This window comes from Falsiroseomonas ponticola (assembly GCF_016805305.1).
In the GTDB taxonomy this organism is placed as follows: domain Bacteria; phylum Pseudomonadota; class Alphaproteobacteria; order Acetobacterales; family Acetobacteraceae; genus Falsiroseomonas; species Falsiroseomonas ponticola.
In genome coordinates this window covers 1-23,869 of sequence record NZ_JAERQN010000010.1, presented here as the reverse complement: position 1 = coordinate 23,869, position 23,869 = coordinate 1, and the positions used below count along the sequence as shown (strand labels likewise).

The 23,869-nt window shown below is 71.6% G+C and carries 19 protein-coding genes; 13 read left to right on the top strand and 6 right to left on the bottom strand.

Going from position 1 to position 23,869, the window contains the following annotated elements:
- Positions 1 to 21: 21 nt before the first annotated feature.
- From dprA to rpmG, 5 genes are all read left to right on the top strand, one after another.
- The gene (gene dprA, locus JJI54_RS23975; RefSeq protein WP_203075937.1) at positions 22 to 1,143 is read left to right on the top strand and encodes a DNA-processing protein DprA; all 1,122 of its coding nucleotides are present in this window, start codon (positions 22 to 24) and stop codon (positions 1,141 to 1,143) included.
- 38 nt (positions 1,144 to 1,181) lie between these two features.
- Positions 1,182 to 3,944 (top strand): type I DNA topoisomerase, encoded by a 2,763-nt coding sequence (gene topA / locus JJI54_RS23970; RefSeq protein WP_203075936.1) that lies wholly within the window; start codon positions 1,182 to 1,184, stop codon positions 3,942 to 3,944.
- Between the two features lies 1 nt (position 3,945).
- Positions 3,946 to 6,270, top strand: coding sequence for a ribonuclease R (gene rnr, locus JJI54_RS23965; protein WP_203075935.1), 2,325 nt, complete (start codon positions 3,946 to 3,948; stop codon positions 6,268 to 6,270).
- Between the two features lie 77 nt (positions 6,271 to 6,347).
- A complete protein-coding gene (locus JJI54_RS23960; RefSeq protein ID WP_203075934.1) occupies positions 6,348 to 7,754 on the top strand; it encodes a S41 family peptidase in 1,407 nt (468 codons plus the stop codon).
- A 116-nt stretch (positions 7,755 to 7,870) separates the two neighbouring features.
- Positions 7,871 to 8,044 carry a 50S ribosomal protein L33 gene (gene rpmG, locus JJI54_RS23955; protein WP_164693030.1) on the top strand — a complete coding sequence of 58 codons (174 nt, stop codon included), beginning with the start codon at positions 7,871 to 7,873 and terminating at the stop codon, positions 8,042 to 8,044.
- A gap of 169 nt (positions 8,045 to 8,213) precedes the next feature.
- Here rpmG and JJI54_RS23950 read toward each other — a convergent pair whose 3' ends face one another.
- Entirely contained in the window at positions 8,214 to 9,614 is a 1,401-nt protein-coding gene (locus JJI54_RS23950) for a PleD family two-component system response regulator (protein WP_203075933.1), read from the bottom strand.
- 116 nt (positions 9,615 to 9,730) lie between these two features.
- Here JJI54_RS23950 and JJI54_RS23945 point away from each other — a divergent pair, with 116 nt between their 5' ends.
- Positions 9,731 to 10,327 carry a class I SAM-dependent methyltransferase gene (locus tag JJI54_RS23945; RefSeq protein ID WP_203075931.1) on the top strand — a complete coding sequence of 199 codons (597 nt, stop codon included), beginning with the start codon at positions 9,731 to 9,733 and terminating at the stop codon, positions 10,325 to 10,327.
- Positions 10,328 to 10,402: 75 nt separating this feature from the next.
- Here JJI54_RS23945 and JJI54_RS23940 read toward each other — a convergent pair whose 3' ends face one another.
- Both JJI54_RS23940 and JJI54_RS23935 read right to left on the bottom strand, forming a co-directional pair.
- Entirely contained in the window at positions 10,403 to 11,047 is a 645-nt protein-coding gene (locus JJI54_RS23940; RefSeq protein ID WP_203075929.1) for a VOC family protein, read from the bottom strand.
- A 2-nt stretch (positions 11,048 to 11,049) separates the two neighbouring features.
- Complete coding sequence (locus tag JJI54_RS23935; RefSeq protein ID WP_203075927.1) at positions 11,050 to 11,760, bottom strand: glutathione S-transferase N-terminal domain-containing protein; 711 nt, start codon at positions 11,758 to 11,760, stop codon at positions 11,050 to 11,052.
- 169 nt (positions 11,761 to 11,929) lie between these two features.
- On the opposite strand from JJI54_RS23935, the gene JJI54_RS23930 reads away from it, so the two are divergent.
- Positions 11,930 to 12,775 carry a class I SAM-dependent methyltransferase gene (locus JJI54_RS23930; RefSeq protein WP_203075925.1) on the top strand — a complete coding sequence of 282 codons (846 nt, stop codon included), beginning with the start codon at positions 11,930 to 11,932 and terminating at the stop codon, positions 12,773 to 12,775.
- A 48-nt stretch (positions 12,776 to 12,823) separates the two neighbouring features.
- Here JJI54_RS23930 and JJI54_RS23925 read toward each other — a convergent pair whose 3' ends face one another.
- Entirely contained in the window at positions 12,824 to 14,008 is a 1,185-nt protein-coding gene (locus tag JJI54_RS23925; RefSeq protein WP_203075923.1) for a pyridoxal-phosphate-dependent aminotransferase family protein, read from the bottom strand.
- 146 nt (positions 14,009 to 14,154) lie between these two features.
- Here JJI54_RS23925 and JJI54_RS23920 point away from each other — a divergent pair, with 146 nt between their 5' ends.
- Positions 14,155 to 17,064, top strand: coding sequence for an FAD-binding and (Fe-S)-binding domain-containing protein (locus JJI54_RS23920; RefSeq protein ID WP_203075922.1), 2,910 nt, complete (start codon positions 14,155 to 14,157; stop codon positions 17,062 to 17,064).
- Positions 17,061 to 17,636: a DUF924 family protein gene (locus JJI54_RS23915; protein ID WP_203075920.1), complete on the top strand. Its 576-nt coding sequence runs from the start codon at positions 17,061 to 17,063 to the stop codon at positions 17,634 to 17,636. The genes JJI54_RS23920 and JJI54_RS23915 overlap by 4 nt, the downstream gene beginning before the upstream one ends.
- Here JJI54_RS23915 and JJI54_RS23910 read toward each other — a convergent pair.
- A complete protein-coding gene (locus JJI54_RS23910) occupies positions 17,633 to 18,922 on the bottom strand; it encodes a methyl-accepting chemotaxis protein (protein ID WP_203075918.1) in 1,290 nt (429 codons plus the stop codon). The genes JJI54_RS23915 and JJI54_RS23910 overlap by 4 nt on opposite strands.
- Positions 18,923 to 19,021: 99 nt before the next feature.
- On the bottom strand, positions 19,022 to 19,954 hold the full coding sequence (locus JJI54_RS23905) for a hydrogen peroxide-inducible genes activator (protein ID WP_203075916.1): 933 nt from the start codon (positions 19,952 to 19,954) through the stop codon (positions 19,022 to 19,024).
- A 183-nt stretch (positions 19,955 to 20,137) separates the two neighbouring features.
- Here JJI54_RS23905 and JJI54_RS23900 point away from each other — a divergent pair, with 183 nt between their 5' ends.
- The 4 genes from JJI54_RS23900 (at position 20,138) to JJI54_RS23885 (ending at position 23,657) form a co-directional block, all read left to right on the top strand.
- A complete protein-coding gene (locus JJI54_RS23900; protein WP_203075914.1) occupies positions 20,138 to 20,713 on the top strand; it encodes a peroxiredoxin in 576 nt (191 codons plus the stop codon).
- 148 nt (positions 20,714 to 20,861) lie between these two features.
- Positions 20,862 to 21,410 carry a carboxymuconolactone decarboxylase family protein gene (locus JJI54_RS23895; RefSeq protein WP_203075912.1) on the top strand — a complete coding sequence of 183 codons (549 nt, stop codon included), beginning with the start codon at positions 20,862 to 20,864 and terminating at the stop codon, positions 21,408 to 21,410.
- A 205-nt stretch (positions 21,411 to 21,615) separates the two neighbouring features.
- Positions 21,616 to 23,160 (top strand): EAL domain-containing protein, encoded by a 1,545-nt coding sequence (locus JJI54_RS23890; RefSeq protein WP_203075910.1) that lies wholly within the window; start codon positions 21,616 to 21,618, stop codon positions 23,158 to 23,160.
- A gap of 8 nt (positions 23,161 to 23,168) precedes the next feature.
- The gene (locus JJI54_RS23885) at positions 23,169 to 23,657 is read left to right on the top strand and encodes a M23 family metallopeptidase (protein ID WP_203075908.1); all 489 of its coding nucleotides are present in this window, start codon (positions 23,169 to 23,171) and stop codon (positions 23,655 to 23,657) included.
- Positions 23,658 to 23,869 lie beyond the last annotated feature (212 nt).

The following is a 23,869-nucleotide window of genomic DNA, read 5'->3' as shown; positions in this document are numbered from 1 at the left end:
TCTATCAACCTGGACGACAGGATGGCGGCCACCCCTTCCCCCGGCGATGACCTCGCCCGCCTGCGCCTGGCGCGGACGGAGGGCATCGGCCCCGCCACCTTCCGCCGCCTCCTCGCCCGCCACGGCAGCGCCCGCGCCGCGCTTGATGCCCTGCCCGGCCACGCCGCCCGCAGCGGCCGCGCGCTGACGCCCTTCCCGGAAGCCCTGGCGGAGCGGGAACTCGCCGCCCTCACCATGATGGGTGGCCGCTTCCTCTTCCTGGGCTCCCCCCTCTACCCGCCGCTGCTGGCGCTGCTGGAGGATGCGCCCCCCGCCCTCGCCGTCCTCGGCAACCCCGCCCTGCTCTCGGCCCGGCAGATCGGCCTGGTCGGCGCCCGCTCCGCCTCCGCGGCCGGGCGGCGCCTGGCGGAACAGCTGGCGGTGGACCTCGCCCGGGCCGGCCTCGCCATCACCTCCGGCCTCGCCCGCGGCATCGATGCCGCCGCGCATGAAGGCGCGCTGGCCGCCCCCGGCCCCACCATCGCGGTGGTCGCCGGCGGCCTCGATGAGCCCTATCCGCCGGAGAACGCCCCCCTCCAGGCCCGCATCGTCGCGGAGGGCGGCGCCGTGGTGGCGGAAGCCCCGCTCGGCACCGCCCCCCTCGCCCGCCACTTCCCCCGCCGCAACCGGATCGTGGCCGGCCTGGTGCTGGGCGTCGTCGTCGTGGAGGCCGCGCCCAAATCCGGCAGCCTCATCACCGCCCGCCTGGCGCTGGAGGCGGGGCGGGAGGTCTTCGCCGTCCCCGGCAATCCGCTGGACCCCCGTGCCCGGGGCGGCAACGACCTCATCCGCCAGGGCGCGCACCTCACGGAAACGGCGGAGGATGTCCTGCAATTCCTCCCCGAAGCGCCCCGGGACCTGCCCCTTTTCGCCCCGCGAAACACGCCCGAAACACAGCCCGAACCCCGCGCGGAGGCCCCTTCCCCCCCGGGCGAGCCATCGAAAGTGCTTGAATTGATTGGCACCACACCGGTGGCCGTTGACGATCTGGTCCGCCGCTGCCAGCTATCCGCCCCGTCCGTGCAGGCGATCCTGCTTGACCTGGAGTTGTCCGGGCTGGTGGAAACCCTGCCCGGAAACCGGGTCGCGCGGTCCCTCTCCTAGGGCCGCGCGGACAAGCGCCGAAAGCAGACCGACACACAATGCCCGACGTCCTCGTGGTCGAAAGCCCCGCCAAGGCGAAGACGATCAACAAGTATCTTGGCTCGGATTTCACCGTCCTCGCCTCCTTCGGCCATGTCCGCGACCTCCCGCCCAAGGACGGCTCCGTCCGGCCGGAGGAAGACTTCGCCATGGATTGGGAGGCCGATGAGCGCGGCGAGCGCCAGGTCGGCGCCATCGCCAAGGCGCTGAAGGGCGCGCGCCGCCTGTTCCTGGCCACCGACCCGGACCGCGAAGGCGAGGCCATCTCCTGGCACGTGCAGGACATGCTGGCCCGGCGCGGCGCGCTGAAGGGCGTGCAGGTCAACCGCATCACCTTCAACGAGATCACCAAGCGCGCCGTCCAGCACGCGGTGGCGAACCCGCGCCCGCTCGACGTGCCGCTGATCGATGCCTACCTGGCGCGCCGCGCGCTCGACTACCTCGTGGGCTTCAACCTCTCCCCGGTGCTGTGGCGCAAGCTCCCCGGCAGCCGCTCCGCCGGCCGCGTGCAATCCGTCGCGCTGCGCCTGATCTGTGAGCGGGAGGCCGAGATCGAGGCCTTCCGCGCCCGCGAATACTGGACGGTGGAGGCGCAGTTCGCGACGCCCGTGGGCGCGAAGTTCACCGCCCGCCTCACGCACCATGAGGGCAAGCGCCTCGAGCAGTTCGACCTGCCGAACGAGGCCGCGGCCATGGCCGCCAAGGCCGCGGTGGAAGCCGGCAAGTTCAGCGTCGCCTCCATCGAGAAGAAGCGCACCAAGCGCAACCCGCCCCCGCCCTTCACCACCTCCACCCTCCAGATGGAGGCCAGCCGCAAGCTGGGCATGGGCGCGCAGGCGGCGATGCGCGTCGCGCAGCAGCTCTATGAGGGCGTCGATATCGGCGGCGAGACCGTCGGCCTCATCACCTATATGCGCACCGATGGCGTGCAGATGGCGCGGGAGGCGATCTTCGCCATCCGCGACCACGTCAAGGAAAGCTTCGGCCCGGACTACATCCCCGGCGCGCCGCGCGAGTATTCCTCCAAGGCCAAGAACGCGCAGGAAGCGCATGAGGCCATCCGCCCCACCGACGTGACCCGCACGCCGGACCAGGTGGCCCGCTTCCTCGATGACCGCCAGCGCAAGCTCTACGAGCTCGTCTGGAAGCGCGCCGTCGCCTCCCAGATGCAGTCGGCCGAGATCGACCAGACCGCCGTCGATATCGCGGACGCGAGCGGCCGCACGCGGCTCCGCGCCAATGGCTCCGTCATCGCCTTCGACGGCTTCCTGCGCCTGTACCGGGAAGACGAGGACGACCGCGCCGCCGATGCCCGCGCGGGCCTGGCCGCCGCCGCCGAGGATGAGGACAGCAAGATCCTGCCCCCGATGCGGGAGAAGGATGCGCTCAAGAACGGCCCCGTCGCCGCCAACCAGCACTTCACCCAGCCCCCGCCCCGCTATTCCGAGGCGACGCTGGTGAAGCGGCTGGAGGAGCTCGGCATCGGCCGCCCCTCCACCTACGCCTCCATCCTGCAGGTGCTGCAGGACCGGGAGTATGTCCGGCTCGACAAGCGGCGCTTCATCCCGGAGGACCGCGGCCGGCTGGTCACCGCCTTCCTCGTCGCCTTCTTCGAACGCTACGTCGATACCGGCTTCACCGCGGGGCTCGAGGAGAAGCTGGACGACATCTCCGGCGGCCGCGCCGATTGGCGCGCGGTGATGCGCGCCTTCTGGGACGAATTCAGCAAGGCCATCGCCTCCACCAGCGAACTCACCATCAGCGACGTCATCGATGCGCTGGATGAGGATCTGGGCCCGCACTTCTTCCCGGCGCGGGAGGACGGCAGCGACCCGCGCGCCTGCCCGGCCTGCTCCGGCGGAAGGCTCGGCCTGCGCCTCGGCCGCACCGGCGCCTTCATCGGCTGCAACAACTATCCGGAATGCCGCTACACCCGCCCGCTCGTCGCCCCCGGCGCGGAAGCCGATGGCGCCGCCAGCTTCAACGAGGGTGCGCGCGACCTCGGCGTCGATCCCACCTCCAACCAGCGCGTCACGCTGAAGCGCGGCCCCTACGGCCTCTATGTCCAGCTGGGCGAGGAGACGGAGGACGCCAAGGGCAAGAAGGTGAAGCCGCGCCGCGCCAGCCTCGCCAAGGGCATGGACCCGGAGACGCTGACGCTCGACCGCGCCCTCGCCCTGCTCTCCCTGCCCCGCGTGGTCGGCGTGCATCCGGAGACGCATGAGGAGATCACGGCCGCCATCGGCCGCTTCGGCCCCTATGTGAAGATGGGCAATCTCTTCAAGTCGCTCGACCCGGATGACGATGTGCTGGTGGTCGGCCTCAACCGCGCCGTCGCGCTGCTCGCGGACGTCAAGCCGCGCGGAAGGCCGCTCGGCGACCATCCCTCCGGCGGCGTGGTGGAGGTGCGGCGCGGGCGCTTCGGCCCCTTCGCCCTGCATGGCAGCCGCGTCGCCTCCCTCCCCCGCACCATGGACTTCGACAGCGTCACGCTGGATGACGCGGTGAAGCTGCTGGCGGAGAAGGGGAAGGACCTGCCGCCAAAGGGGGGCAAGGGGGCCAAGGGGAAGGCGAAGGCCGCGCCGAAGAAAGCCGCCACCGCCAAGGCCCCGGCCGCCGAGGACTCGCCGGCGCCGAAGAAGGCGCCCGCCAAGAAGGCCGCGGCCCCCAAGGCCGCCGCCAAGAAGCCGGCGGCGAAGAAGCCCGCCGCGAAGAAGGCCGCGACCACCGCGAAGAAGCCGGCCGCCCGGAAGGCCGGCTGACATGCCGCGCCGCGCCCCGCCCCTGAAGGGCTTCGGGGTGCGCAGCCGCGCGCCCCTCGGCAAGAAATCCGCCCTCCATCGCCTGGCCGCCACCGCCGAGCCAGGCGTGATGCCGACACTCGAGAAACTGCGGGAATTCATCCAGGCGGCCGGCCAGCGCGTCGGCAAGACGGAAATCGCCGCGCATTTCGGCCTCAATGTGGACCAGCGCCAGGAACTCCGCGGGATGCTGCGGGAGCTGACGGAGTCCGGCCACGCCACGCCGATCGGCCGCAAGGGCCTGATCGCGCATGACCGCCTGCCGGACATGGCGGTGGTGGAGATGACGGGCACCGACCCCGATGGCGACCCCATCGCGCGCCCCGTGCAGTGGGACCGCGCCAGCGGCCCGCCGCCCGTCATCTACATGCATCGCGAACCCGCCGGGCAGCCCGCCCTCGCCCCCGGCCAGCGCGTGCTGGCGCGGCTGAAGTTCATCGGCATCGGCCGCTACGAAGGCCGCACCTTCAAGCGCCTGCACAGCACCGCCCCCGCCCGCATCCTCGGCGTGTTCGAGGACGGCCGCATCACCCCCACCGACCGCCGCCAGAAGGCCGATTGGCGCGTCCCGGCCAATGAGGTGAATGGCGCCCGCCCCGGCGACATCGTGCTGGCGGAACCGCTGCCCAGCGGCCACGGCCTCGGCGCCCGCCCCGCCCGCATCATCGAGCGCATCGGCAAGATGGGGGAGGCCCGCGCCGTCTCCCTCATCTGCATCCACGCCCATGGCATCCCCGATGCCTTCCCCGAGGAAGCGCTGGAGGAAGCGGAGGACGCGAAGGGCGTCACGAAGCGGAACCGCGAGGATTTGCGCGCCATCCCGCTGGTGACGATCGATGGCGAGGATGCGCGGGACTTCGACGACGCCGTCTGGGCCGAACCGGACGGCAAGGGCGGCTGGCGCGTGCTCGTCGCCATCGCGGACGTCGCGCATTACGTGAAGCCCGACAGCGCGCTGGACCGGGAAGCCTGGGCGCGCGGCAACAGCGTCTATTTCCCCGACCGCGTCGTGCCCATGCTGCCGGAGGCGCTCTCCAACGGCTGGTGCAGCCTGCGCCCGAAGGAGGATCGCGGCTGCCTCTTCGTCGAGATGCTCTTCGACAAGTCGGGCACCAAGGTCAGCCACCGCTTCGGCCGCGGCGTCATGAAAAGCACCGCGCGCCTCACCTACGAACAGGTGCAGCAGGCGCGGGACGAGGGCACCGTCCCCGATGGCGTCCCCGCCGACCTCATCGCCCATCTCTACGGCGCCTTCGACGCGCTGCTGGCCGACCGCGCGCGGCGCGGCACGCTGGACCTCGATCTGCCGGAACGCCGCGTGCTGCTGGACGCGAAGGGCCAGGTGCAGGGCGTGGTGCCGCGCACGCGCCTCGACAGCCACAGGCTGATCGAGGAATTCATGGTCGCCGCCAATGTCTGCGCGGCGGAGGAGCTGGAGCGCCTGTCCCAGCCCTGCATGTACCGCGTCCATGACCGTCCGTCGGATGAGAAGCTGGAGGGCCTGCGCCAGTTCCTGCAGTCGCTCGACCTCAACCTGCCCGCGCGGGACCGCCTGCATCCCCGCGACTTCGGCGGCATCCTCGCCGCCGTGAAGGACCGGCCGGAGGAGCGCCTGGTGAATGAGGCCGTGCTGCGCGGCCAGTCCCAGGCGGCCTATGATCCCGTGAATATTGGCCATTTCGGCCTGGCCCTCGCGCGCTACGCGCATTTCACCAGCCCCATCCGCCGCTACGCGGACCTGCTGGTGCATCGCGCGCTGATCCGCGGCCTGAACCTCTCCAAGGGCGATGGCGCGCTGACCGATGCCGAAGCGGCACGCTTCCCCGACACGGCGGAGCATATCACCAGCACCGAACGCCGCGCCGCGGCGGCGGAGCGGGAGGCGGTGGACCGCTACCTGGCTGCCTTCATGGCAACACGCGTCGGAGAGTTGTTCGAAGCGCGGATTTCGGGGGTGACACGCTTCGGCCTGTTCGTCACCGTGGAGGAGAACGGCGCCAGCGGAATCGTACCGCTTGCGTCCTTGCCGGACGACAGATGGACGTTGGACGAGGCCGGACGCGGACTATCCGGCCGCAAGACGGGTCTGACCTTTACCCTCGGCCAGGCGGTCGAGGTGCGGCTGGCGGAGGCGACTCCGCGGACGGGTGCGATGGTCTTCGCCCTCATGCAGGGCGATCCCTCCGCCACGGCGGCACCGCGCGGCGCGCGGTCGCGCGCGGGTGGCAGGCGCTTGTCGAAATCGCCCGCGCGGCGGCCTTCGGAACGCTCCTCGCGGCGGGAATAGCGGCGGGCGCGCAGGCGCAGGAAAACACCTTCCCGCGCAGCGCCATCGAACCCGTCCTGGCCGAAAGCCATTCCCTGGTGCTGGAACGGCACCTGGAGGCCGAGAACCCCGCCAACCTGGCCCTCTGGTCGCTGCGCGGCCTGACGGTGATCGACCCGCGCCTCGGCGCCGAGATCCGCCAGGATCGCCTGCGCCTGCTGGGCGAGGATCGCGTCCTGGCCAGCATCCCCATCGCGCCGCTGGTCGCCCGCGCCACGCCGCGGCAGCTGGGCGGCGCCGTCGCGCTCTCCCTGACCGATCTCTACGAGGCCGCCTGGCGCGCCTCCCCGGCGCTGCGCCGCGCCGGCGCGGAACGCGTCATCGCCTCGGGGTTCGAGGAGCTGTTCAACCACCTCGACCCCTACAGCCGCTACGTCACGCCGGCGGAGGCGCGGAGCGCGCGGGAACGCCGCGTCGGCCAGTCCGGCCTCGGCCTCCGCGTCGCCGCGCGGCGCGATGCGCTGGTCATCGCGGAGGTGTCGCGGGATGGCCCCGCCGCCCAGGCCGGCATCCGGCAGGGGGACCTGCTGATCGCGGTGGAAGGCCGCACCCTCGGCCCGCGCGACCCCGGCCTCGCCGCGACCCTGCTGGAAGGGCCGGAGGGATCGGAGGTCCAGCTCACCATCAGCCGCGGCCGCATGCGCCGCGACGTGACCCTGGTGCGGGAGGTGGTGGTGCCGGAAACCGTCACCGCCGAAAGCCGCGACGGCATCCTCTGGCTCCGCATCAGCGGCTTCTCCGCCGTCACCGACCGGCGCGTGGCCACCGTGCTGAGCGACGGATTCGCCACCGCCCGCCCGCCCCGCGGCGTGGTGCTCGATCTCCGCGGCAATCGCGGCGGGCTGCTCGGCCAGGCCGTGGCGGTGGCGGATGCCTTCCTGGCGGAGGGCGAGGTGGTGCGCACCGAAGGCCGCCACCCCGAGGCCAATCGCCGCTACCGCGCCGGCGGCCAGGACCTGGCCCAGGGCACGCCCGTGGTGGTGCTGGTGGATGGCCGCACCGCCTCCGCCGCCGAGATCGTGGCCATGGGCCTGGCGGAACGCGGCCGCGCCGCCATCGTCGGCAGCGCCACCATGGGCAAGGGGCTGATCCAGCTGGTGGCGCCCCTGCCGAACGAGGGCGAGATCCTCGTCACCTGGTCGCGCGTGGTGGCGCCGAGCGGCTGGCCCATCCAGGGCATGGGCGTGCTGCCCGCGCTCTGCACCAGCCTCGGCCCCGAAGCGCTCGCCCAGGGCCTGGCGCGCCTGAACACCGGGGAGGCGCCCATGGGCCGCGCCCTGCTCCGCCAGCGCGCCGCCCGCGCCCCCGTCCTGGCCAGCGAGATGTCGGCGCTGCGCGGCGCCTGCCCCCCGGCCGAGGGCCGCGGCGCGGACCTGACCGCCGCCCGCGCCCTGATCGAGTCGCCCGCCGCCTACGCCACCGCCATCCGCGGACCCGGCGGTTGAGCGGCGAATCGCCCCGCCGCGCTTGACCTTCCCGCCCGCCCGACTATGGTGCGCCCTCTCGACGGGCGGGCCGCAAGGCTCGCCCGCAACCTGTTTCGCGCGTTGGAACCTGAACGATGGCCAAGGCCAATACCATCCTGATCAAGCTCGTCAGCACGGCGGAGCCCGCGACGGGCTACTTCTACGTGACGAAGAAGAACACCCGTAACGCCCAGGGCAAGCTGGAGCTGAAGAAGTACGACCCCGTCGCGCGCAAGCACGTCGTCTTCCGGGAAGCCAAGATCAAGTAATCCCGCGCGCGGCCCCGCGCCGCGCGACCGCCTGATCCAACGCGAACCGCGCCGAACCCAGGGGGTCCGGCGCGGTTTTCGTCGTTTGCGATCTGGTGAAGCCCTCACCCCCCAAGGGGGAGAGGGTCGGATGAGGGGGGCAGCGCCACACGAGGCGTCGCCAGCCGCCCTACCGCGCCTGCCGCGCCGCCGGCGTCCCCCGATCCGCGCTCGGCGGCCAATCCTCCTCCACCGCCGGCTCGACCCGGTCCCGCCCGTTGTTCTTGGCGCGGTACAGCGCCGCATCGGCCGCGCTCACCACATCGTCGGACTGCGCGCCGATCCCGCCGGAGGCCACGCCGATGCTGGCCGTGACCTTCAGCGCCTGCCCCTCCGCCACCATCGGCACATTGGCGATCGCGGCGCGCAGCCGCTCCGCCACCAGCATCCCGTCCTCGGTCGTGGCGCCGGACATGACGATGAGGAACTCCTCCCCGCCATAGCGCGCGATCACGTCGGCGGCGCGCAGATGCCCGCGCACGCGCTCCGCCACCTCCCGCAGCACCACGTCGCCGGCGGCGTGGCCATAGGTGTCGTTCACCGACTTGAAGCGGTCCACGTCGATCAGCAGGCAGGCCGCGCCGGAATTGCGCAGCACGCCTTCCAGGTGGCGGCGGACATAGCGGCGGTTGCGCAGCCCCGTCAGCGGGTCCGTCACCGCCATCTCCAGGCTGCGATCGAGGTCCGCGCGCAGCCTTTCCTGGTAGCGCTTGCGCCGGATCTGGTTGCGCACCCGCGCCCGCAGCTCATTGGGGTCCACCGGCCGCAGCACATGGTCGTTGGCACCGAGGTCGAAGCCCCGCAGCACCAGGCCCTTCTGCCCCGTATCCGCCACCAGCAGCACCGGCAGGTCGCGCGTCGCCGCCTGGGCGCGCAGGCGCGACGCCAGGCGCAGCGCATCGCCGCCATCCAGCGACAGGCTCAGCAGCACCACGTCATGCTGGCCATCCATCAGGATATCCCAGCTCTCCCCGCTGTCGGAGCAATGGGCGACATCGATGCCATCCGCCGCCAGCACGCGGGTCAGCGCATCGGCCTCGTCGAAATCCTCGTTGACGATCAGCGCGCGCGCGCCGGCGACATTGGGCGAAGGGCCGGGCGGCGGCTCGAACCCCAGGTCGCGCGCCGTCTCCGCCCGCAGGCGCCAGGCATCCAGCACCTGCTTCATGCGCAGCAACGCGCGCAGCCGCGCGAAGAGCGTCGCATCGTCCACCGGCTTGGAGAGGAAGTCATCCGCGCCCGCTTCCAGGCCGCGCACCCGCTCCACCGGATCGGTCAGCGCCGTGATCATCACCACGGGGATATGCGCCGTGCCCGGCTGCGCCTTCAGCCGCCGGCAGACCTCATACCCATCCATCCCCGGCATCATGACGTCCAGCAGCACGACGTCCGGCATCCAGCGCTGCACCGTCGCCAGCGCCTCCGGCCCGGAGGAGGCGAGCTGCACCTCGTAATACTCGTTCAGCAGCTTGGCTTCGAGCAGCCGGAGATTGGCCGCGATGTCATCGACGACGAGGATTCGCGCCGTCATCGGCCCGGCATCCCGCGCGGGCCCGTGGCGCCCGGCTGGCGGCCGGCGGCGAATCGGGATAGACCGACGATGGTAACCGCGATGCACATCGTCATAAATCTGTCAAGGGGAAAATCATGGCTGACACCACCACCGGCGGCCGCGCCCATGCCGAGGTCGCCAACGCCGCCCTCTTCTTCAGGCGCTGGCTCGCCAATCCGCTGCAGATGGGTTCCATCATCCCCTCCTCCCCCGCCCTCTGCCGCAGGATCGCGGCGCTGGTGCGGCGGCAGGAGGATGAGGTCGTGGTCGAGCTCGGCGCCGGCACCGGCGTGATCAGCCGCGCGCTGCTCGCCGCCGGCGTGCCGGCGGAGAAGCTGGTGGTGGTGGAGATCGTGCCCGACATGGCACACCATCTACGACGGGTCCTGCCCGGCGTCACGGTCATCCAGGGCGATGCCTTCGAACTGGCCGATGCCCTGCCCGCGCGGCTGCACGGCAAGGTGGGCACCGCCATCTGCGGCATCCCCCTCGTGCTGCTGCCGGTCGAGCAGCAGCGCCGATTCGTCGCGGCGGTCGAGGCCGTGGCCCCGGGCAAGGGCTTCCTTCTGTACACCTACTGCATCACCTCGCCGCTGCCATGGCGCGACCTGGGCCTGGACGCGAAGCGGAAGGCCTGGACCCCCCTGAACTTCCCGCCGGCCAGCGTCTGGCACTACCAGCCTGCCCGCTAGCGCGCCGTCCCGCAACGCCCGACGGGCGGAATAAGGCACCGCCGCCACCCTGCCTTGCGTCCCGGGGCGCGCCCCTCAACCGCTGGCGAGGGTCGCGTCCGTGCCATCCGCCCGCCGCATCCGCGCGACCAGGCGCGGATGCGGGCTGCGCCGCACCGCCACCGCCTCCGCCAGCCCGCGCACGGACAGCGCCTGGCGCACCGAATCCACATCCGGGTGCTCGGCCTCCAGCGCCACCAGCCGGCAGCCCGAATCGGCCAGGCGCGGCGCCGCACCCTGCCCGTCATCCCATTGGATGAGGGAGGGGATGAGGTTGCGCATGTCCTGCCGCTGCGGCGGCATCGCCATGCGCCAGGACAGCGTGCCCCGCTTCCAGGCCCGCACCTCCCCGGCCACGGCGGGGCCGAGCCGCGCCGCCACCGCCTCCAGCGCCGGCGTGCGGGCCACCCAGCCGATCAGATTCGGCCCCGCTTCCAGCATCAGCGCCACGGCCGGGTCATCCAGGTCGAAGGGCCGGCCCTGGGGCGGCGCCGGCTGGTCGGGATCGGCCGCGATCACCTCCAGGTAGCAATCGGGGCCGAGGCCCATGACGAGGTTATGGGTGCCGATCCCCTCATGCCGCCCGCCGGGCTGCGGCCGGGCGCCGAGATGCGCCTCCACCCAGGCCGCCCCCTCCTCCAGCGTCCGCGCGCCGATGACGATGTGGTCGATTTCCGCCATGGTCAGCGCGCCTTGAACTGGGTGTTGCCGAACAGCACTTCGCGTTCCTGGTCCGTCATGGCGCCGGTGCGCTGGTTCGCCGCCAGCACCTCCACGCCCCGCATCACCGCGGGCCGGGCCGCGATGGCGTCGTGCCACCGCTTCACGGCGGGGAACTCCGCCAGGTCGATGTTCCGCCGCGCGGGGTTGCGGATCCAGGGGAAGGTCGCGATGTCCGCGATCGAATACGCGGCGCCCGCCAGGTATTCGGCCTCCCCCAGCCGCTTTTCCAGCACCCGGTGCAGGCGGCCCACTTCCTTCGCGTAGCGGTCCTTGGCGTAGGGGATCTGTTCCGGCGCATAGGCATGGAAATGCCCGTACTGCCCGAACATCGGGCCGACCCCGCCCATCTGGAACATCAGCCATTGCAGGCAGGCGTAGCGCCCCGCCGGATCGGCCGGGATCAGCCTTCCCGCCTTCTCCGCCAGGTACATCAGGATGGCGCCCGATTCGAACAGCGCGATGCGCTGCCCGCCCGGCCCATCGGGATCGACGATGGCGGGGATGCGGTGGTTGGGCGTGATGGCCAGGAAGTCGGGCCGGAACTGCTCCCCGGCCCCGATGTTCACCGGCACCACGGTGTAGGGCAGGCCGAGTTCCTCCAGCGCGATATGCACCTTGTGGCCATTCGGCGTCGGCCAGGTCCAGACCTCGATCGGCACGGCTCCGCGCATCGCGGCGTCTCCTCCGGTTCCCCAAACGAGACGTTGATCCGCCCCCGGCGCGGTGGCAAGGCCGCGGCCCGGCCCTCCCATCAGGGCAGGCCTGGCGCCGCTTTCCCGTTGCCCGATCGTCGGAGGGCCGCGCTATAACGCCGCACGATCAATACCGGGGCTCCCCTCCTTGTCCGACCAAGACCTGCCGCCCGCGATCCGCGCGCTGGATGATCGCGCGTGGCTCGACCTGCTGCTGAAAAGCGTGGTGTCCCGCGACGTCGCCGGCACCACCTTCCCCGCCTTCCCCGATCCCGAGACGCAGCGCAGCTTCGTCGGCGCCGATGGCGCCGCCACGCTGCATGAGGCCTTCAGCTTCTACACCCTGCTGAAGGACCGCGCCGCGGCGCTCGGCAGGCCGCTGGCGCATGGCACGAACTTCCTCGATTTCGGCTGCGGCTGGGGGCGCTACCTGCGCTTCTTCTGGAAGGATGTCGGCGCCGCCGCGCTGCATGGCTGCGACATCTGGCCGCCGGCGCTGGACCTCTGCCGCAGCCTCGGCGTGCCCGGCAACCTCGACCGGCTCTACCATTGGGGCCGGCTGCCCTATGCCGATGCCTCGATGGACATCGTCATGGCCTATTCCGTCTTCACCCACCTGCCGGAGAAGCCGCACCGGCACTGGGTGGCGGAGATCGCCCGCGTCCTGCGCCCGGGCGGCATCTTCGTGCTGACGCTGGAACCGCGCCGCTTCCTGGATTTCGTGGAGGCGCTGCCGGTGGACGCCACGGGCTGGGAAGGCGACCTGCGCCGCCACGCCCCCCGCATCCCGCTGCTGCGCCAGCGCTTCGACCAGGGCGAGATCGCCTTCATGCCGAGCGGCGGCACCGGCGATTTCGACGGCGCCCTCTATGGCGATGCGGTGGTGCCGCCCGCCTTCATCGACCGCCACTGGTCGGAATGGTTCACCGTCACCGAATATCTCGATGAACCCGGCCAGTTCTTCCAGGCCGTGCTGGTCGCGCAGCGCCGGTAGCCCCCTCCCCCCATCGGGGGGAGGAGGGGCGCCCCAGGCCGCGCCCGCTCAGGCGTTGCCGCCGAGATACTCCATCGCCACCTGCACCCCGCCCGCCTTGTGCGGGATGCCGGCCGCGCGCAGCCCCATCTCCACCCCCGCCAGCGCGCCGACCAGCTGCAATTCGCTGATGTCGCCGAGATGGCCGATGCGAAACACCTTGTCGTTCAGCTGGCCGAGCCCGTTGCCGAGCGACATGTTGAACTTTTGCAGGATCGTCGCCCGCAGGTCATTGGCGCTGTGGCCTTCGGGCAGCCGCACCGCCGTCAGCACACTCGAGAAATGCCGGGGGTCCTGGCACTGCGTCTCGAAGCCCCAATGCCGCACGCAGCGCCGCGTCGCCTCCGCCACCTTGTCGTGGCGCGCGAAGACGTTCTGCAGCCCTTCCTCCAGCAGCATGTCGAGCGCGGTGTCGAGCGCGTAGAGCATGTTGGTGGCGGGCGTGTAGGGGAAGTAGCCGGTCGCGTTCGCCGCCAGCATCGGCTTCCAGTCCCAGAAGCTGCGCGTCAGCTTCGCGGTCTCGCTGGCCTTGATCGCCTTGGCGCTGATCGCGTTGAAGGACAGCCCCGGCGGCAGCATCAGCCCCTTCTGGGAGCCGGAGACGGTGACATCCACGCCCCATTCGTCATGCCGGTAGTCCATGGAGCCCAGCGAGCTGATCGTATCCACCAGCAGCAGCGCCGGATGCCCCGCATCGTCGATGGCCTTGCGCACCTCATCGATGCGCGACGTGCAGCCCGTGCTCGTCTCGTTGTGCACGACGCAGACCGCCTTGATGGCGTGGCCCTTGTCGGCCGCGAGCCGCTCCGCGATCTGCTCCACATCCGCGCCGCGGCGCCAATCCGTCTTGATGAAGTCCGCCTGGATCGACAGCCGCTCCGCCATCTCGTTCCAGAGATGCGCGAACCAGCCGGTCTCGCACATCAGCACCCGGTCGCCGGGGGAAAGGGTATTGACCAGCGCCGCTTCCCAGGCGCCGGTGCCGGAAGCCGGGTAGATCACCACCGGCCCCTCGGTCTGGAACACCTTCCGCACCTTCGCCAGAAGCTGCTTGCCCATGGCGCCGAAATCCGGGCCGCGATGGTCCATGGTGGGGTTGTCCATGGCCCGCAGCACGCGGTCCGGCACGTTGGAGGGCCCGGGGATGTGCAGGAAATGCCGGCGGGAATCGGGCTTGCACTGGAAATAGGCCATGGGGCGGTCCCTCTCTTCTCCCCCCTCCCTACCGCCCTTCCATGCCATCCGCCAATGAGTAACCCTTGTCGGATTGATGAGCATTATAGATCGGATTTCCGGCCAGGGTCGCGCTACATCCTGCCGGAGAGAGGGATCGCCACCGCATGAACGCCATCACCGGGCTTCAGGACAGCACGCTCGCCACGCGCCTTCGCCGCCATGTGGAGGGGGAGGTCCTCTTCGCCGCCGGCGATCGCGGCCGCTATGCGACGGATGCCTCCATCTACCAGATGCAGCCCGTGGGCGTGCTGGTGCCCCGCAGCATCGATGACGTCGCCGCCGCCATGGCGATCTGCCGGGAGGAAGGGGTGGCCGTGCTGCCCCGCGGCGGCGGCACCAGCCAATGCGGCCAGACGGTGAACCACGCCCTGGTCATCGACTGCACCAAGCACCTGCGCAACGTGCTGTCGGTGGAGGGCGACACCGCCCGCGTGCAGCCCGGCATCACGCTCGGCGCGCTGAACGACGCGCTCAGGGCGTCGAAGCAGTTCTTCCCCGTGGATCCCTCCACTTGGCAGCGCTGCACCATCGGCGGCATGGCGGGCAACAATTCCTGCGGCTCGAAATCCATCCGCTACGGGCTGATGGCCGACAATGTCCGCGCCATCGACGCCATCCTGGCCGATGGCGCGCGCTTCACCTTCGGGGAGATCCCGGACAATCTCGGCCCCGACATCCCCGGCAGCGTCGGCGACCTGATCGCGAAGCTGCGCGCCATCGGCGCGCGGGAGGCGGAGGAGATCGCCGCCCGCTTCCCCGAACAGCTCCGCCGCGTCGGCGGCTACAACCTCGATGCGCTGACGCCCGATGCGCGCGCCCATGGCCGCGGCTCGCTGGCCCGCCTGCTGGTGGGCAGCGAGGGCACGCTCGCCTTCTCCGCCGCGCTCGACCTCAAGCTCTGGCCCATCAAGCCGCGCAAGGTGCTCGGCATCTGCCAGTTCCCGAGCTTCCGCCGCGCCATGGAGGCGTCGAAGCACCTGGTCACGCTGGATCCGGAGGCGGTGGAGCTGGTCGATCGCACCATGATCGACCTCGGCCGCTCCATCCCGATCTACCGCGACACCATCGACCGCATCCTGATCGGGGAGCCCGACAGCCTGCTGATCGTCGAGTTCCACGGCCATGACGACACGACGCTGCTGCAAGGGCTGGACCGGCTGGAGGAGATGATGGGCGACCTCGGCCTGCCCGGCCAGGTCGTGCGCGTCACCGATGCCGGCTTCCAGGCCAAGGTGGCGGAGGTGCGGGAGGCAGGCCTCAACATCATGATGTCGATGAAGGGCGACGGAAAGCCGGTCTCCTTCATCGAGGATTGCGCCGTCGGCCTCGACGACCTCGCCGACTACACCGAGCGCCTGAACGATGTCTTCGAGCGATATGGCACCAAGGGCACCTGGTACGCCCACGCCTCGGTGGGCTGCCTCCACGTCCGCCCCGTGCTGAACATGAAGTCCGGCGAGGACGTGACGAAGATGCGCGCCATCGCGGAGGAATGCTTCGCGCTGGTCCGCGAATACAAGGGCTCCCATTCCGGCGAGCATGGCGACGGCATCGTCCGCTCCGAATTCAACGAACCCATGTTCGGCCCCCGCATCGCCCGCGCCTTCGAAGCGGTGAAGGACGCCTTCGACCCCGCCTCGCCCGCCCTGCCGCATGGCCTGCTGAACCCCAACCGCGTCGTCCATCCGCCCCGCATGGATGACCGTTCCCTGCTCCGCTACCACGAGGGCTACACCCCCGCCGCCATCACCCCCGCCATGGACTGGTCCGCCTGGCCCGGCCCGCAGGGCGGCCTGCTGGGCGCGGTGGAGATGTGCAACAACAACGGCACCTGCCGGAAATTCGATGCCGGCACCATGTGCCCCAGCTACCGCGCCACGCGCGACGAAAGGCACCTGACGCGCGGCCGCGCCAATACGCTGCGGCTCGCCCTCACCGGCCAGCTCCCCGGCGGCCTCGCCTCCGACGATGTCGCCGCCGCCATGGAACTCTGCGTGGGCTGCAAGGGCTGCAAGCGCGAATGCCCGACCGGCGTCGACATGGCGAAGATGAAGATCGAGGCCGCCGCCGCCCGCAACGCGCAGCACGGCCCGCGGCTGCTCGACCGCCTCATCGGCTCCATGCCCCGCTGGGCGCCCTTCGCCGCGATGGTGCCGGTCCTCGCCAATGCGCGGGACCTCATCCCCGGCGGGCGGAAGCTGTCGGAAGCGCTCCTTGGCCTCGCCGCCGGCCGCACCCTGCCCCGCTTCCGGCTCGACGCCTTCCATGACTGGGAATGCCGCGCGCCGGATGGCCGGGCCGGCGAGGTCATCCTGCTGCCCGACCTCTTCAACCGCTATTTCGAGCCCGAGAACATCCGCGCCGCGCTCCGCGTGCTGCGCGCCGCCGGCGCCGATCCCGCCGTCGCCCGCCCGCCGCGCGGCACGCGCCCGCTGGACGACGGCCGGACGTATCTGGCCGCGGGGATGGTGGACCAGGCCCGCGCGGAGGCGCGCCGCACCGTGGAGGCGCTGTCCCCCTTCGAAAGCCCCGTCCTCGGCCTCGAGCCCTCCTGCCTGCTGACCTTGCGCGACGAATTCCTCGCGCTGCTGCCCGGCGAGGCGACGACGAAGCTCGCATCCCGCGCCTTCCTCGTCTCCGAATGGCTGGCCCGCACCAAAGCGCCGCTCCGACTGAAGCCCATCGGCGCGGAGGCCCATATCCACGGCCACTGCCACCAGAAGGCCTTCGATGCCTTCACCCCCGCCGTCGCCCTGCTGGCCGCCATCCCCGGCCTGAAGGTCACGCCCATCACGTCCAGCTGCTGCGGCATGGCCGGCGCCTTCGGCTACGAAGCCGCGAAGCTCCCGGCCTCCAAGGCCATGGCGGAACTCACCCTGCTGCCGCATATCCGCAAGACCAGCGCGCAGGCCTTCATCGTCGCCGACGGCACCTCCTGCCGCCACCAGATCGGCGACCTCGCGGGGCGGAACGCGCTCCACTCCATCCGTCTGCTCGACCGGGCCCTGGCATGAGCCCCGACATCGACCGCCTGCTGGCCTTCTGGTTCAGCGAGGGCCCCGACACCTGGCGCCAGGCCTGGTTCGTGAAGGACGAGGCCTTCGACGCCACCTGCCGCGACGGCTTCGGCCCGCTCGTCGTCCCGGCCCGCGACGGCGCGCTGGATGGCTGGGCGGAGACGCCGCAGGGCGCCCTCGCCCTGCTCCTCCTGCTCGACCAGTTCCCGCGCAACCTTCACCGCGGCAGCGCGGAGGCCTTCGCTTCCGACGCCCATGCCCGCGCCATCGCCCGCCGCGTCGTGCTCGACCGAAAGCTCGACCTGGCGCTGACGCCGCTGCAGCGCGTCTTCCTCTACCTGCCCTTCGAGCATGGGGAGGCGATGGCCGACCAGGACCTGTCGGTCGCGCTGTTCGAGGGCCTGCGTGACACGCCGGCGCTGGCCGCGCCCGGCAGCGTCATCACCTATGCCTGGGCGCACCGCGCCGTCATCCAGCGCTTCGGCCGCTTCCCCCACCGCAACGCCGCGCTGGGGCGCGACAGCACGGCGGAGGAAGCCGCCTGGCTGGCCGCCGGCGGGGGGTTCTAGGCCGCCCGCAGCTCGCCGAGGAAGCGGTCCACATTGCCGCGCATCGTGCCGGCCTGCGCCGCCAGGCCTCGCGAGGCTTCCTTGATGCCGGCCGCCACGCGCCCCGTATCCTCCGCCGCGCTGCCCACCGCGCCGATGCTGGCGCTGACTTCCTGCGTGCCGACGGAAGCGCCCTGCACCGCGCGGGCGATCTCCGTCGTCGTATGCCCCTGCTGCTCCACCGCCGCCGCGATCGCGGTCGCCGTCTCGTTCAGCTGGGTGATGGTCCCGGCCACCGCCTCGATCGCCTGCGCCACGCTCGATGTCGCGGCCTGCACGGCGCCGATGCGCGTCGTGATCTCCTCCGTCGCCTTGGCCGTCTGCGCCGCCAGCGTCTTCACCTCGCTCGCCACCACCGCGAAGCCCTTGCCCGCCTCGCCCGCGCGCGCCGCCTCGATCGTGGCGTTCAGCGCCAGCAGGTTCGTCTGCCCCGCGATGTCGCTGATCAGCCGGACCACGTCGCCGATCTTCTGCACGTCGGACACCAGGCTGCCCACCACCTGCGTCGCGTCATGCGCCTGGCCCGTGGCCTTGGAGGTTCCGGCCGCCGAACGCGCGATCTGCTGCCCGATCTCCCGGATGGAGACGCTCATCTCCTCCGCCGCCGCCGCCACGCTTTCCACGTTGGAGGCCGCGCTGGCCGAGGCCCCGCCGACGCTGGTCGCGCGCCGCCGCGTCTCCTCCGCCGCCTCGCCCAGGCTCCCCGCATCCGCCTGGAAGCGATCGGCCGCCTGGGTCACGTCGGCCACCGCGGCCAGGATCTCCGCCTCGAACCGCTTGGCCAGCGCCGCCGTCGCGGCCCGCTGCCGCTCCTCCGCCGCCCGCGCCTCATGGATATCGACCAGGCTGCCGCAGGCGCGCCGCGGCTTGCGGCTTTCGTCCAGGATTACGCCGCCGGTCGCCCGGAACCAGCGATAGGACCCGTCCTTCACCTTCAGCCGATAGGTCACGTCGTAGCGGTTGCCGGTGGTCAGCGCCGCGCCGAAGGCGGCGAAGGTCGCCGCCGCGTCATCGGGGTGCAGCCGGTCGGACCAGGATTGCACGACGTTGGGGAACTCCGCCTCGCTGGCAAAGCCCAGCAGCCGCCGGAACTCGGCCGACCAGGTCCAGCGCGCCTTGGGATGCATCGCATCCCCCTCATGCAGGATCGCATCCCACAGCCCCACGCCCGAATGGCTCGACAGCACCTCCAGCCATTCCGAACGCTCCCGCATCGCCTGATCGCCGCGACCGAAGATCCCGAACATGACGCATCCTTCCCTGGAGCCCGGCCCTGCCCTGGGGCCTCGCGCGCCTTCTGCCATGCGCGCCCCACCAGAAGATGAATCAGTGGTTACGCGGTCGCATCAACTTGCCGATGCCGCGATCGCCGCCGCGACGGCCGGCCCCAGCCCCTGGAATTCCGCCGCGCGCGGGCTCCTCGGCCGCCAGGCCAGCGCCAGCACGCGACCGGGCGCGGCGCCTTCCAGCCGCCGCACCTCCACCGGCGCGCCGGCCAGCACCCCGCCCTCCAGCGCCAGCTTGGGCAGCAGCGTCACGCCAAGCCCGCCCGCCACCATCTGCACCAGCGTGTGCAGGCTGGTGGCGGCGAAGCCTTCCTCCCCCGCCGGCAGGATGCCCCGAGGCAGGCCGCAGGCGGCCTGGGCATGCTCCCGCAGGCAATGCCCGTCCTCCAGCAGCAGCACCCGCTCGCCCGCCAGCGCCTCCACCGGCACGCCCTCCCGCGCCGCCAGCCGGTGCCCCGCCGGCAGCGCCACGCTGAAGGGGTCCTCGCCCAGCGGCAGCGTCTCCATCGCGCCCGCCGCCGCGCCCGTCACCGGCAGCGCCAGCAGCAGCAGGTCCAGCCGCCCCGCCTCCAGCCCCTGCACCAGGCGCTCCGTCACATCCTCCCGCAGCCAGAGCCGCAGCCGCGGATAGGCCCGCCGCAGCGCCGGCATCAGCCGCGGCAGCAGGAAGGGCCCGATGGTCGGGATGACGCCGAGCCGGAGCGGCCCCGTCAGCGGGTCCCGCGCCGCCGCCGCCGTCTCCACCACCGCCTCCAGCGCCGCCAGCGCGGTTCGCGCCCGCGCCACCACCTCCCGCCCCAGCGGCGTGAAGACCGGGCGCTTGGAGGCCGCCGCGCGTTCCAGCAGCTGCGCCGCCATCTGCCGTTCCAGCGCGATCAGCCCGGCGGAAAGGGTGGATTGCGTCACCGCGCAGGCCGTCGCCGCCCGGCCGAAATGCCCATGGTCCGCCAGCGCGACGAGGTAGCGAAGCTGCTGGGGGCTGGGCAGGATCATCGAGCCATCCGATCGATACGACGCCCCTCTTCTAGCCGGATGATCGGCCACGTCGATGGAAGATCGGAAAACAATTCATTGGAAGCCACTGAGCAGGTGCAGCATATCGCGATGCAGCAAGGTCGTGCCGCCGGGCTTCCCGCGCGGCCGCCCCTGCCCCACCGCAGACAGGAGCTCCCCCTCATGCTGACCGTTGGCGACAAGTTCCCCGCCTTCAAGCTCACCGCCGTGAAGGCGGGCAAGGAGGGCCTCGGCGGCCCCGGCAAGTCCTTCACCGAGATCACCGAGAGCACCGATTCCGGCAAGTGGAAGATCGTCTTCTTCTGGCCGAAGGACTTCACCTTCATCTGCCCGACCGAGATCGCGGCCTTCGGCAAGCTCGCCGGCGAATTCGCCGACCGCGACGCGGTCGTCTACGGCGTGTCCACGGACAGTGAGTTCGTGCACCTGAACTGGCGCGTCTACAACGACGACATCAAGAACCTCGAGATCCCGATGCTCGCCGACGTGAAGCGGGAGCTGTCGCTGGCGCTCGGCATCCTCGACAAGGAAGCCGGCGTGCCGCTGCGCGCCACCTTCATCGTCGATCCGGACGGCACCATCCAGTGGGCCTCCGTCAACGGCCTCAATGTCGGCCGCAACCCGCAGGAAGTGCTGCGCGTGCTCGACGCGCTGCAGACCGATGAGCTCTGCCCCTGCAACTGGGAGAAGGGCAAGGAAGCCCTGAACCCGCAGCAGCTGTTCGAGAAGGCGGCCTAAAGGCCGCCATCGGCCGCAGCGGTAGCCGCCACGCCAACCCTACCGCCGCGGCCGAAAGGGGGGCATCCAGCCCCCCTTAGACCCCCCGCTCTCCCGCGCCCGTGGCGCGGGAGAGGTCGGCGTGGCTCCTTCGAAAAGGTCCCTCCCCATGTCCCTCGAAGCCATCCGCAACCGCCTGCCCGACTACGCCAAGGACCTGAAGCTCAACATCGGGTCGCTGGCCACGGAACCGGCGCTGACGCAGCAGCAGCGCGCCGGCACCTTCGTCGCCTCCGCCATCGCCAGCCGCAACGCGGAACTCACGGCCGCGCTGGTCGCCGAATTCGGCGCGCAGCTCTCGCCGGAAGCGCTCTCCGCCGCCAAGGCCGCGGCCGCCATCATGGGCATGAACAACGTCTACTACCGCTTCACGCACCTGGTCGGCGGCGACTACCCCAGCATGCCCGCCAAGCTGCGCATGAACGTCATGGCCAAGCCCGGCGTGGAGAAGGCGGATTTCGAGCTCTGGTCGCTCGCCGTCTCCGCCATCAATGGCTGCGGCATGTGCATGGAAAGCCATGAGAAGGTCGTCCTCCATGGCGGCCTCGGCAAGGAACAGGTCCAGGCCGCCGTCCGCATCGCCGCCGTCGTCCACGCCGTCGCCGCCGTGCTGGACGCGGAGGATGCGCTGGCCTCCTCGCTGCGCGCCGCGGCCTGAGTCGGGAATTGTAGCCGCGGGGGCGGGGAAGGCGCTGCCTTCCCCGGACCCCATCCGCCAGGGGCGAGACGCCCCTGGACCCTCATCTGATTGATCCGGCCGCTGGATCGGGTCGGGCCCGTTCCTGCCCGAGGGACGCAACGGCGCCTCACGGGGGGCCGGCACCGACACCCTTCCTCAACCTGTCGCGGCCTACCCTCCCGCCATGGCCGCCGCTCAGCAACGCTCGCTTGGTGACAGGGAGCGCTTCGTCGCCTTCGCCTTCGCCGCGGCCGATCTGCTGGTCGAGGTCGGGGCGGATGGAAGAATCACCTTCGCCGCGGGCGCCTTCCGCGCCCGGCTCGGCCGCACGCCCGACAGCCTGATCGGCCGGGATGCCGGCGACGTGCTGGCACCGGAAGACCGCGCCGCCTTCCAGACCGCCCTCGCCCTGCTGCCCCCGCATGGGCGCCTCGGCCCCACCGCCTTCCGCTTGGCGGATGCGGCCCGCACCGTCTTCTCCGTCTCCGGCCTCCAGCTCGCCAGCGCCGAGGCCGGCCCCCGGCTGTGCCTGGCCTTCGCCCCCATGCCGGCCCCGCCCGAACTCCGCGCCAGCGACGGCGACGTCCTGCTGCGGGAAGCCACGCAGCAGCTCCGCGCCGGCGGCCAGGCGCGCCTCGGCCTGCTGGAGGTGAAGGGCGTGGAAGGCACGGAAGCCGAACAGCGCATCGACCGGCTGCTGGGCCAGCCCGTGAACGGCGCGGTCGCCGCGCGCCTGGCCCCCGGCCGCTACGGCGTGGTGGCGGATGAGGTCGGCGCCCTGCCGGACCTCTGCGGCCTGGCCAAGCAGCTCGAATCCCTGCTCGGCCCGGACGGCACGCCCTTCTCCATCGTCGCCACGCCCATCGACCTCGCCGCCGATGGCCTGACCCCCGCCCAGGCCGCCCGCGCCCTGCGCCACGGCCTGGCCGCCTTCGCCCGCTTCGGGGCGGAAGGGCTGCGCGATGCCGGCTTCGCCGATGGGCTGGGCGGCGTCGTCGCCCGCGTCACCGCCCGCGCCGCGGCGCTGCGCCGCACTGTCGCCGAACGCCGCTTCCGCCTGGACTTCCAGCCCATCGTCGATCTCGAGACCCGGGAGATCCACCACCATGAGGCGCTGATGCGCCTCGACCCCGGCGTGCTGGAACCCGGCGAGGGCCCGCAGGACTTCATCGCCCTGGCGGAGACGATCGGCCTGACGGAGGACCTCGACCTCGCCGTCGCCTCCATGGCCATCGCCGCCGCCAATGCGGTGCCGGAAGGCCGGCACCTCGCCTTCAACATCTCCGGCCTCTCCACCCAGTCCCGCGCCTTTCGCCACCGGCTGCTGGCGCTGCTGGACCGCGATCCGCGCGGCGCCCGCCGCGTGATGGTGGAGCTGACCGAAAGCGCCGAGATCGAGGACGAGGATTCCGCCGCCGCCACGCTGCGCGCCCTGCGCGCCCGCGGCGTGCCCGTCTGCATCGATGATTTCGGCGCCGGCGCCGCTGCCTTCCGCTACCTGAAATCCTTCCCGACGGACTACGTGAAGGTGGACGGCACCTTCGTGCAGGCCGCCCTGACCAGCGAAAGGGATCGCAGCTTCGTCGCCGCCATGGTGGACCTGTCGCTCGCCGTCGGCGCCAAGGTGGTGGCGGAACGGATCGAGACGGAGGAGGAGGCCGAGATCATGCGCAGCCTCGGCGTCCATTTCGGCCAGGGATGGCTGTTCGGCAGGCCGGGCCCGCTGTAGCAGGCGCCATGCGCCTCGCCCCGCTTGTCCCGCTGCCGCCGCTGCTGCTGCTGCCGCTGCTGCTGCCGGATGCCGCGCAGGCCCAGCCCCTGGCGCTGCCGGTCACGCCGGCCTGCATCTCCTCCCCCTTCGGGCCGCGCGAGCTGGCCAATCCTCGCGCCTCCGGCGACCACAAGGGCATCGACATCCCCGCCCCCGCCGGCACCTGGGTCCGCGCCGTCGCCGCCGGCACCGTCACCGCCATCCGCCGCACCCGCGCCGGCACGGGGCTGGAGGTGGAGCTGCGCCACGCCGATGGCCTGGTCACGCGCTACGCCCATCTCGGCACCGTCGCCCCCACGCTCGCCAATGGCCGCCGCCGCCTGGCGGAGGGCGAGGCGCTGGGCCGCATCGGGCGCAGCGGCATCACCACGGGCACGCATCTCCATCTGGAAGTCCTGCGGGAAGGCCGCCATTTGGACCCCGCGCCCTTCCTGCCCATCGCCCCCTGCCCCTGAGGCGGCGTGATTCGGGTGGCGCCGCGCCCGATTTTCCTGTTATGTTCCGCCCATCACCGGCGGAACCCTGCCCGGCACCCCGCGAAAACGGTGCTAGAGCGTGATCGGCTTACACTGAAGCGTATCCGGCATGGGCGAAGTAATTGGCGCACTCGGTTGGTGAGAACTCGCCAAGCAACGAGCCAATGCGATGCCAGACGGCAGCGATGGAG

What these genes read in the sequence shown, in the direction of transcription:
- JJI54_RS23895 (WP_203075912.1), top strand. Translation starts at nt 20,862, where the DNA reads ATGTCCCTCGAAGCCATCCGCAACCGCCTGCCCGACTACGCCAAGGAC.
- JJI54_RS23905 (WP_203075916.1), bottom strand. Translation starts at nt 19,954, where the DNA reads ATGATCCTGCCCAGCCCCCAGCAGCTTCGCTACCTCGTCGCGCTGGCG.
- JJI54_RS23945 (WP_203075931.1), top strand. Translation starts at nt 9,731, where the DNA reads ATGGCTGACACCACCACCGGCGGCCGCGCCCATGCCGAGGTCGCCAAC.
- rpmG (WP_164693030.1), top strand. Translation starts at nt 7,871, where the DNA reads ATGGCCAAGGCCAATACCATCCTGATCAAGCTCGTCAGCACGGCGGAG.
- JJI54_RS23890 (WP_203075910.1), top strand. Translation starts at nt 21,616, where the DNA reads ATGGCCGCCGCTCAGCAACGCTCGCTTGGTGACAGGGAGCGCTTCGTC.
- rnr (WP_203075935.1), top strand. Translation starts at nt 3,946, where the DNA reads ATGCCGCGCCGCGCCCCGCCCCTGAAGGGCTTCGGGGTGCGCAGCCGC.
- JJI54_RS23915 (WP_203075920.1), top strand. Translation starts at nt 17,061, where the DNA reads ATGAGCCCCGACATCGACCGCCTGCTGGCCTTCTGGTTCAGCGAGGGC.
- JJI54_RS23950 (WP_203075933.1), bottom strand. Translation starts at nt 9,614, where the DNA reads ATGACGGCGCGAATCCTCGTCGTCGATGACATCGCGGCCAATCTCCGG.
- JJI54_RS23940 (WP_203075929.1), bottom strand. Translation starts at nt 11,047, where the DNA reads ATGGCGGAAATCGACCACATCGTCATCGGCGCGCGGACGCTGGAGGAG.
- JJI54_RS23910 (WP_203075918.1), bottom strand. Translation starts at nt 18,922, where the DNA reads ATGTTCGGGATCTTCGGTCGCGGCGATCAGGCGATGCGGGAGCGTTCG.
- JJI54_RS23935 (WP_203075927.1), bottom strand. Translation starts at nt 11,760, where the DNA reads ATGCGCGGAGCCGTGCCGATCGAGGTCTGGACCTGGCCGACGCCGAAT.
- JJI54_RS23900 (WP_203075914.1), top strand. Translation starts at nt 20,138, where the DNA reads ATGCTGACCGTTGGCGACAAGTTCCCCGCCTTCAAGCTCACCGCCGTG.
- JJI54_RS23925 (WP_203075923.1), bottom strand. Translation starts at nt 14,008, where the DNA reads ATGGCCTATTTCCAGTGCAAGCCCGATTCCCGCCGGCATTTCCTGCAC.
- dprA (WP_203075937.1), top strand. Translation starts at nt 22, where the DNA reads ATGGCGGCCACCCCTTCCCCCGGCGATGACCTCGCCCGCCTGCGCCTG.
- JJI54_RS23885 (WP_203075908.1), top strand. Translation starts at nt 23,169, where the DNA reads ATGCGCCTCGCCCCGCTTGTCCCGCTGCCGCCGCTGCTGCTGCTGCCG.
- topA (WP_203075936.1), top strand. Translation starts at nt 1,182, where the DNA reads ATGCCCGACGTCCTCGTGGTCGAAAGCCCCGCCAAGGCGAAGACGATC.
- JJI54_RS23920 (WP_203075922.1), top strand. Translation starts at nt 14,155, where the DNA reads ATGAACGCCATCACCGGGCTTCAGGACAGCACGCTCGCCACGCGCCTT.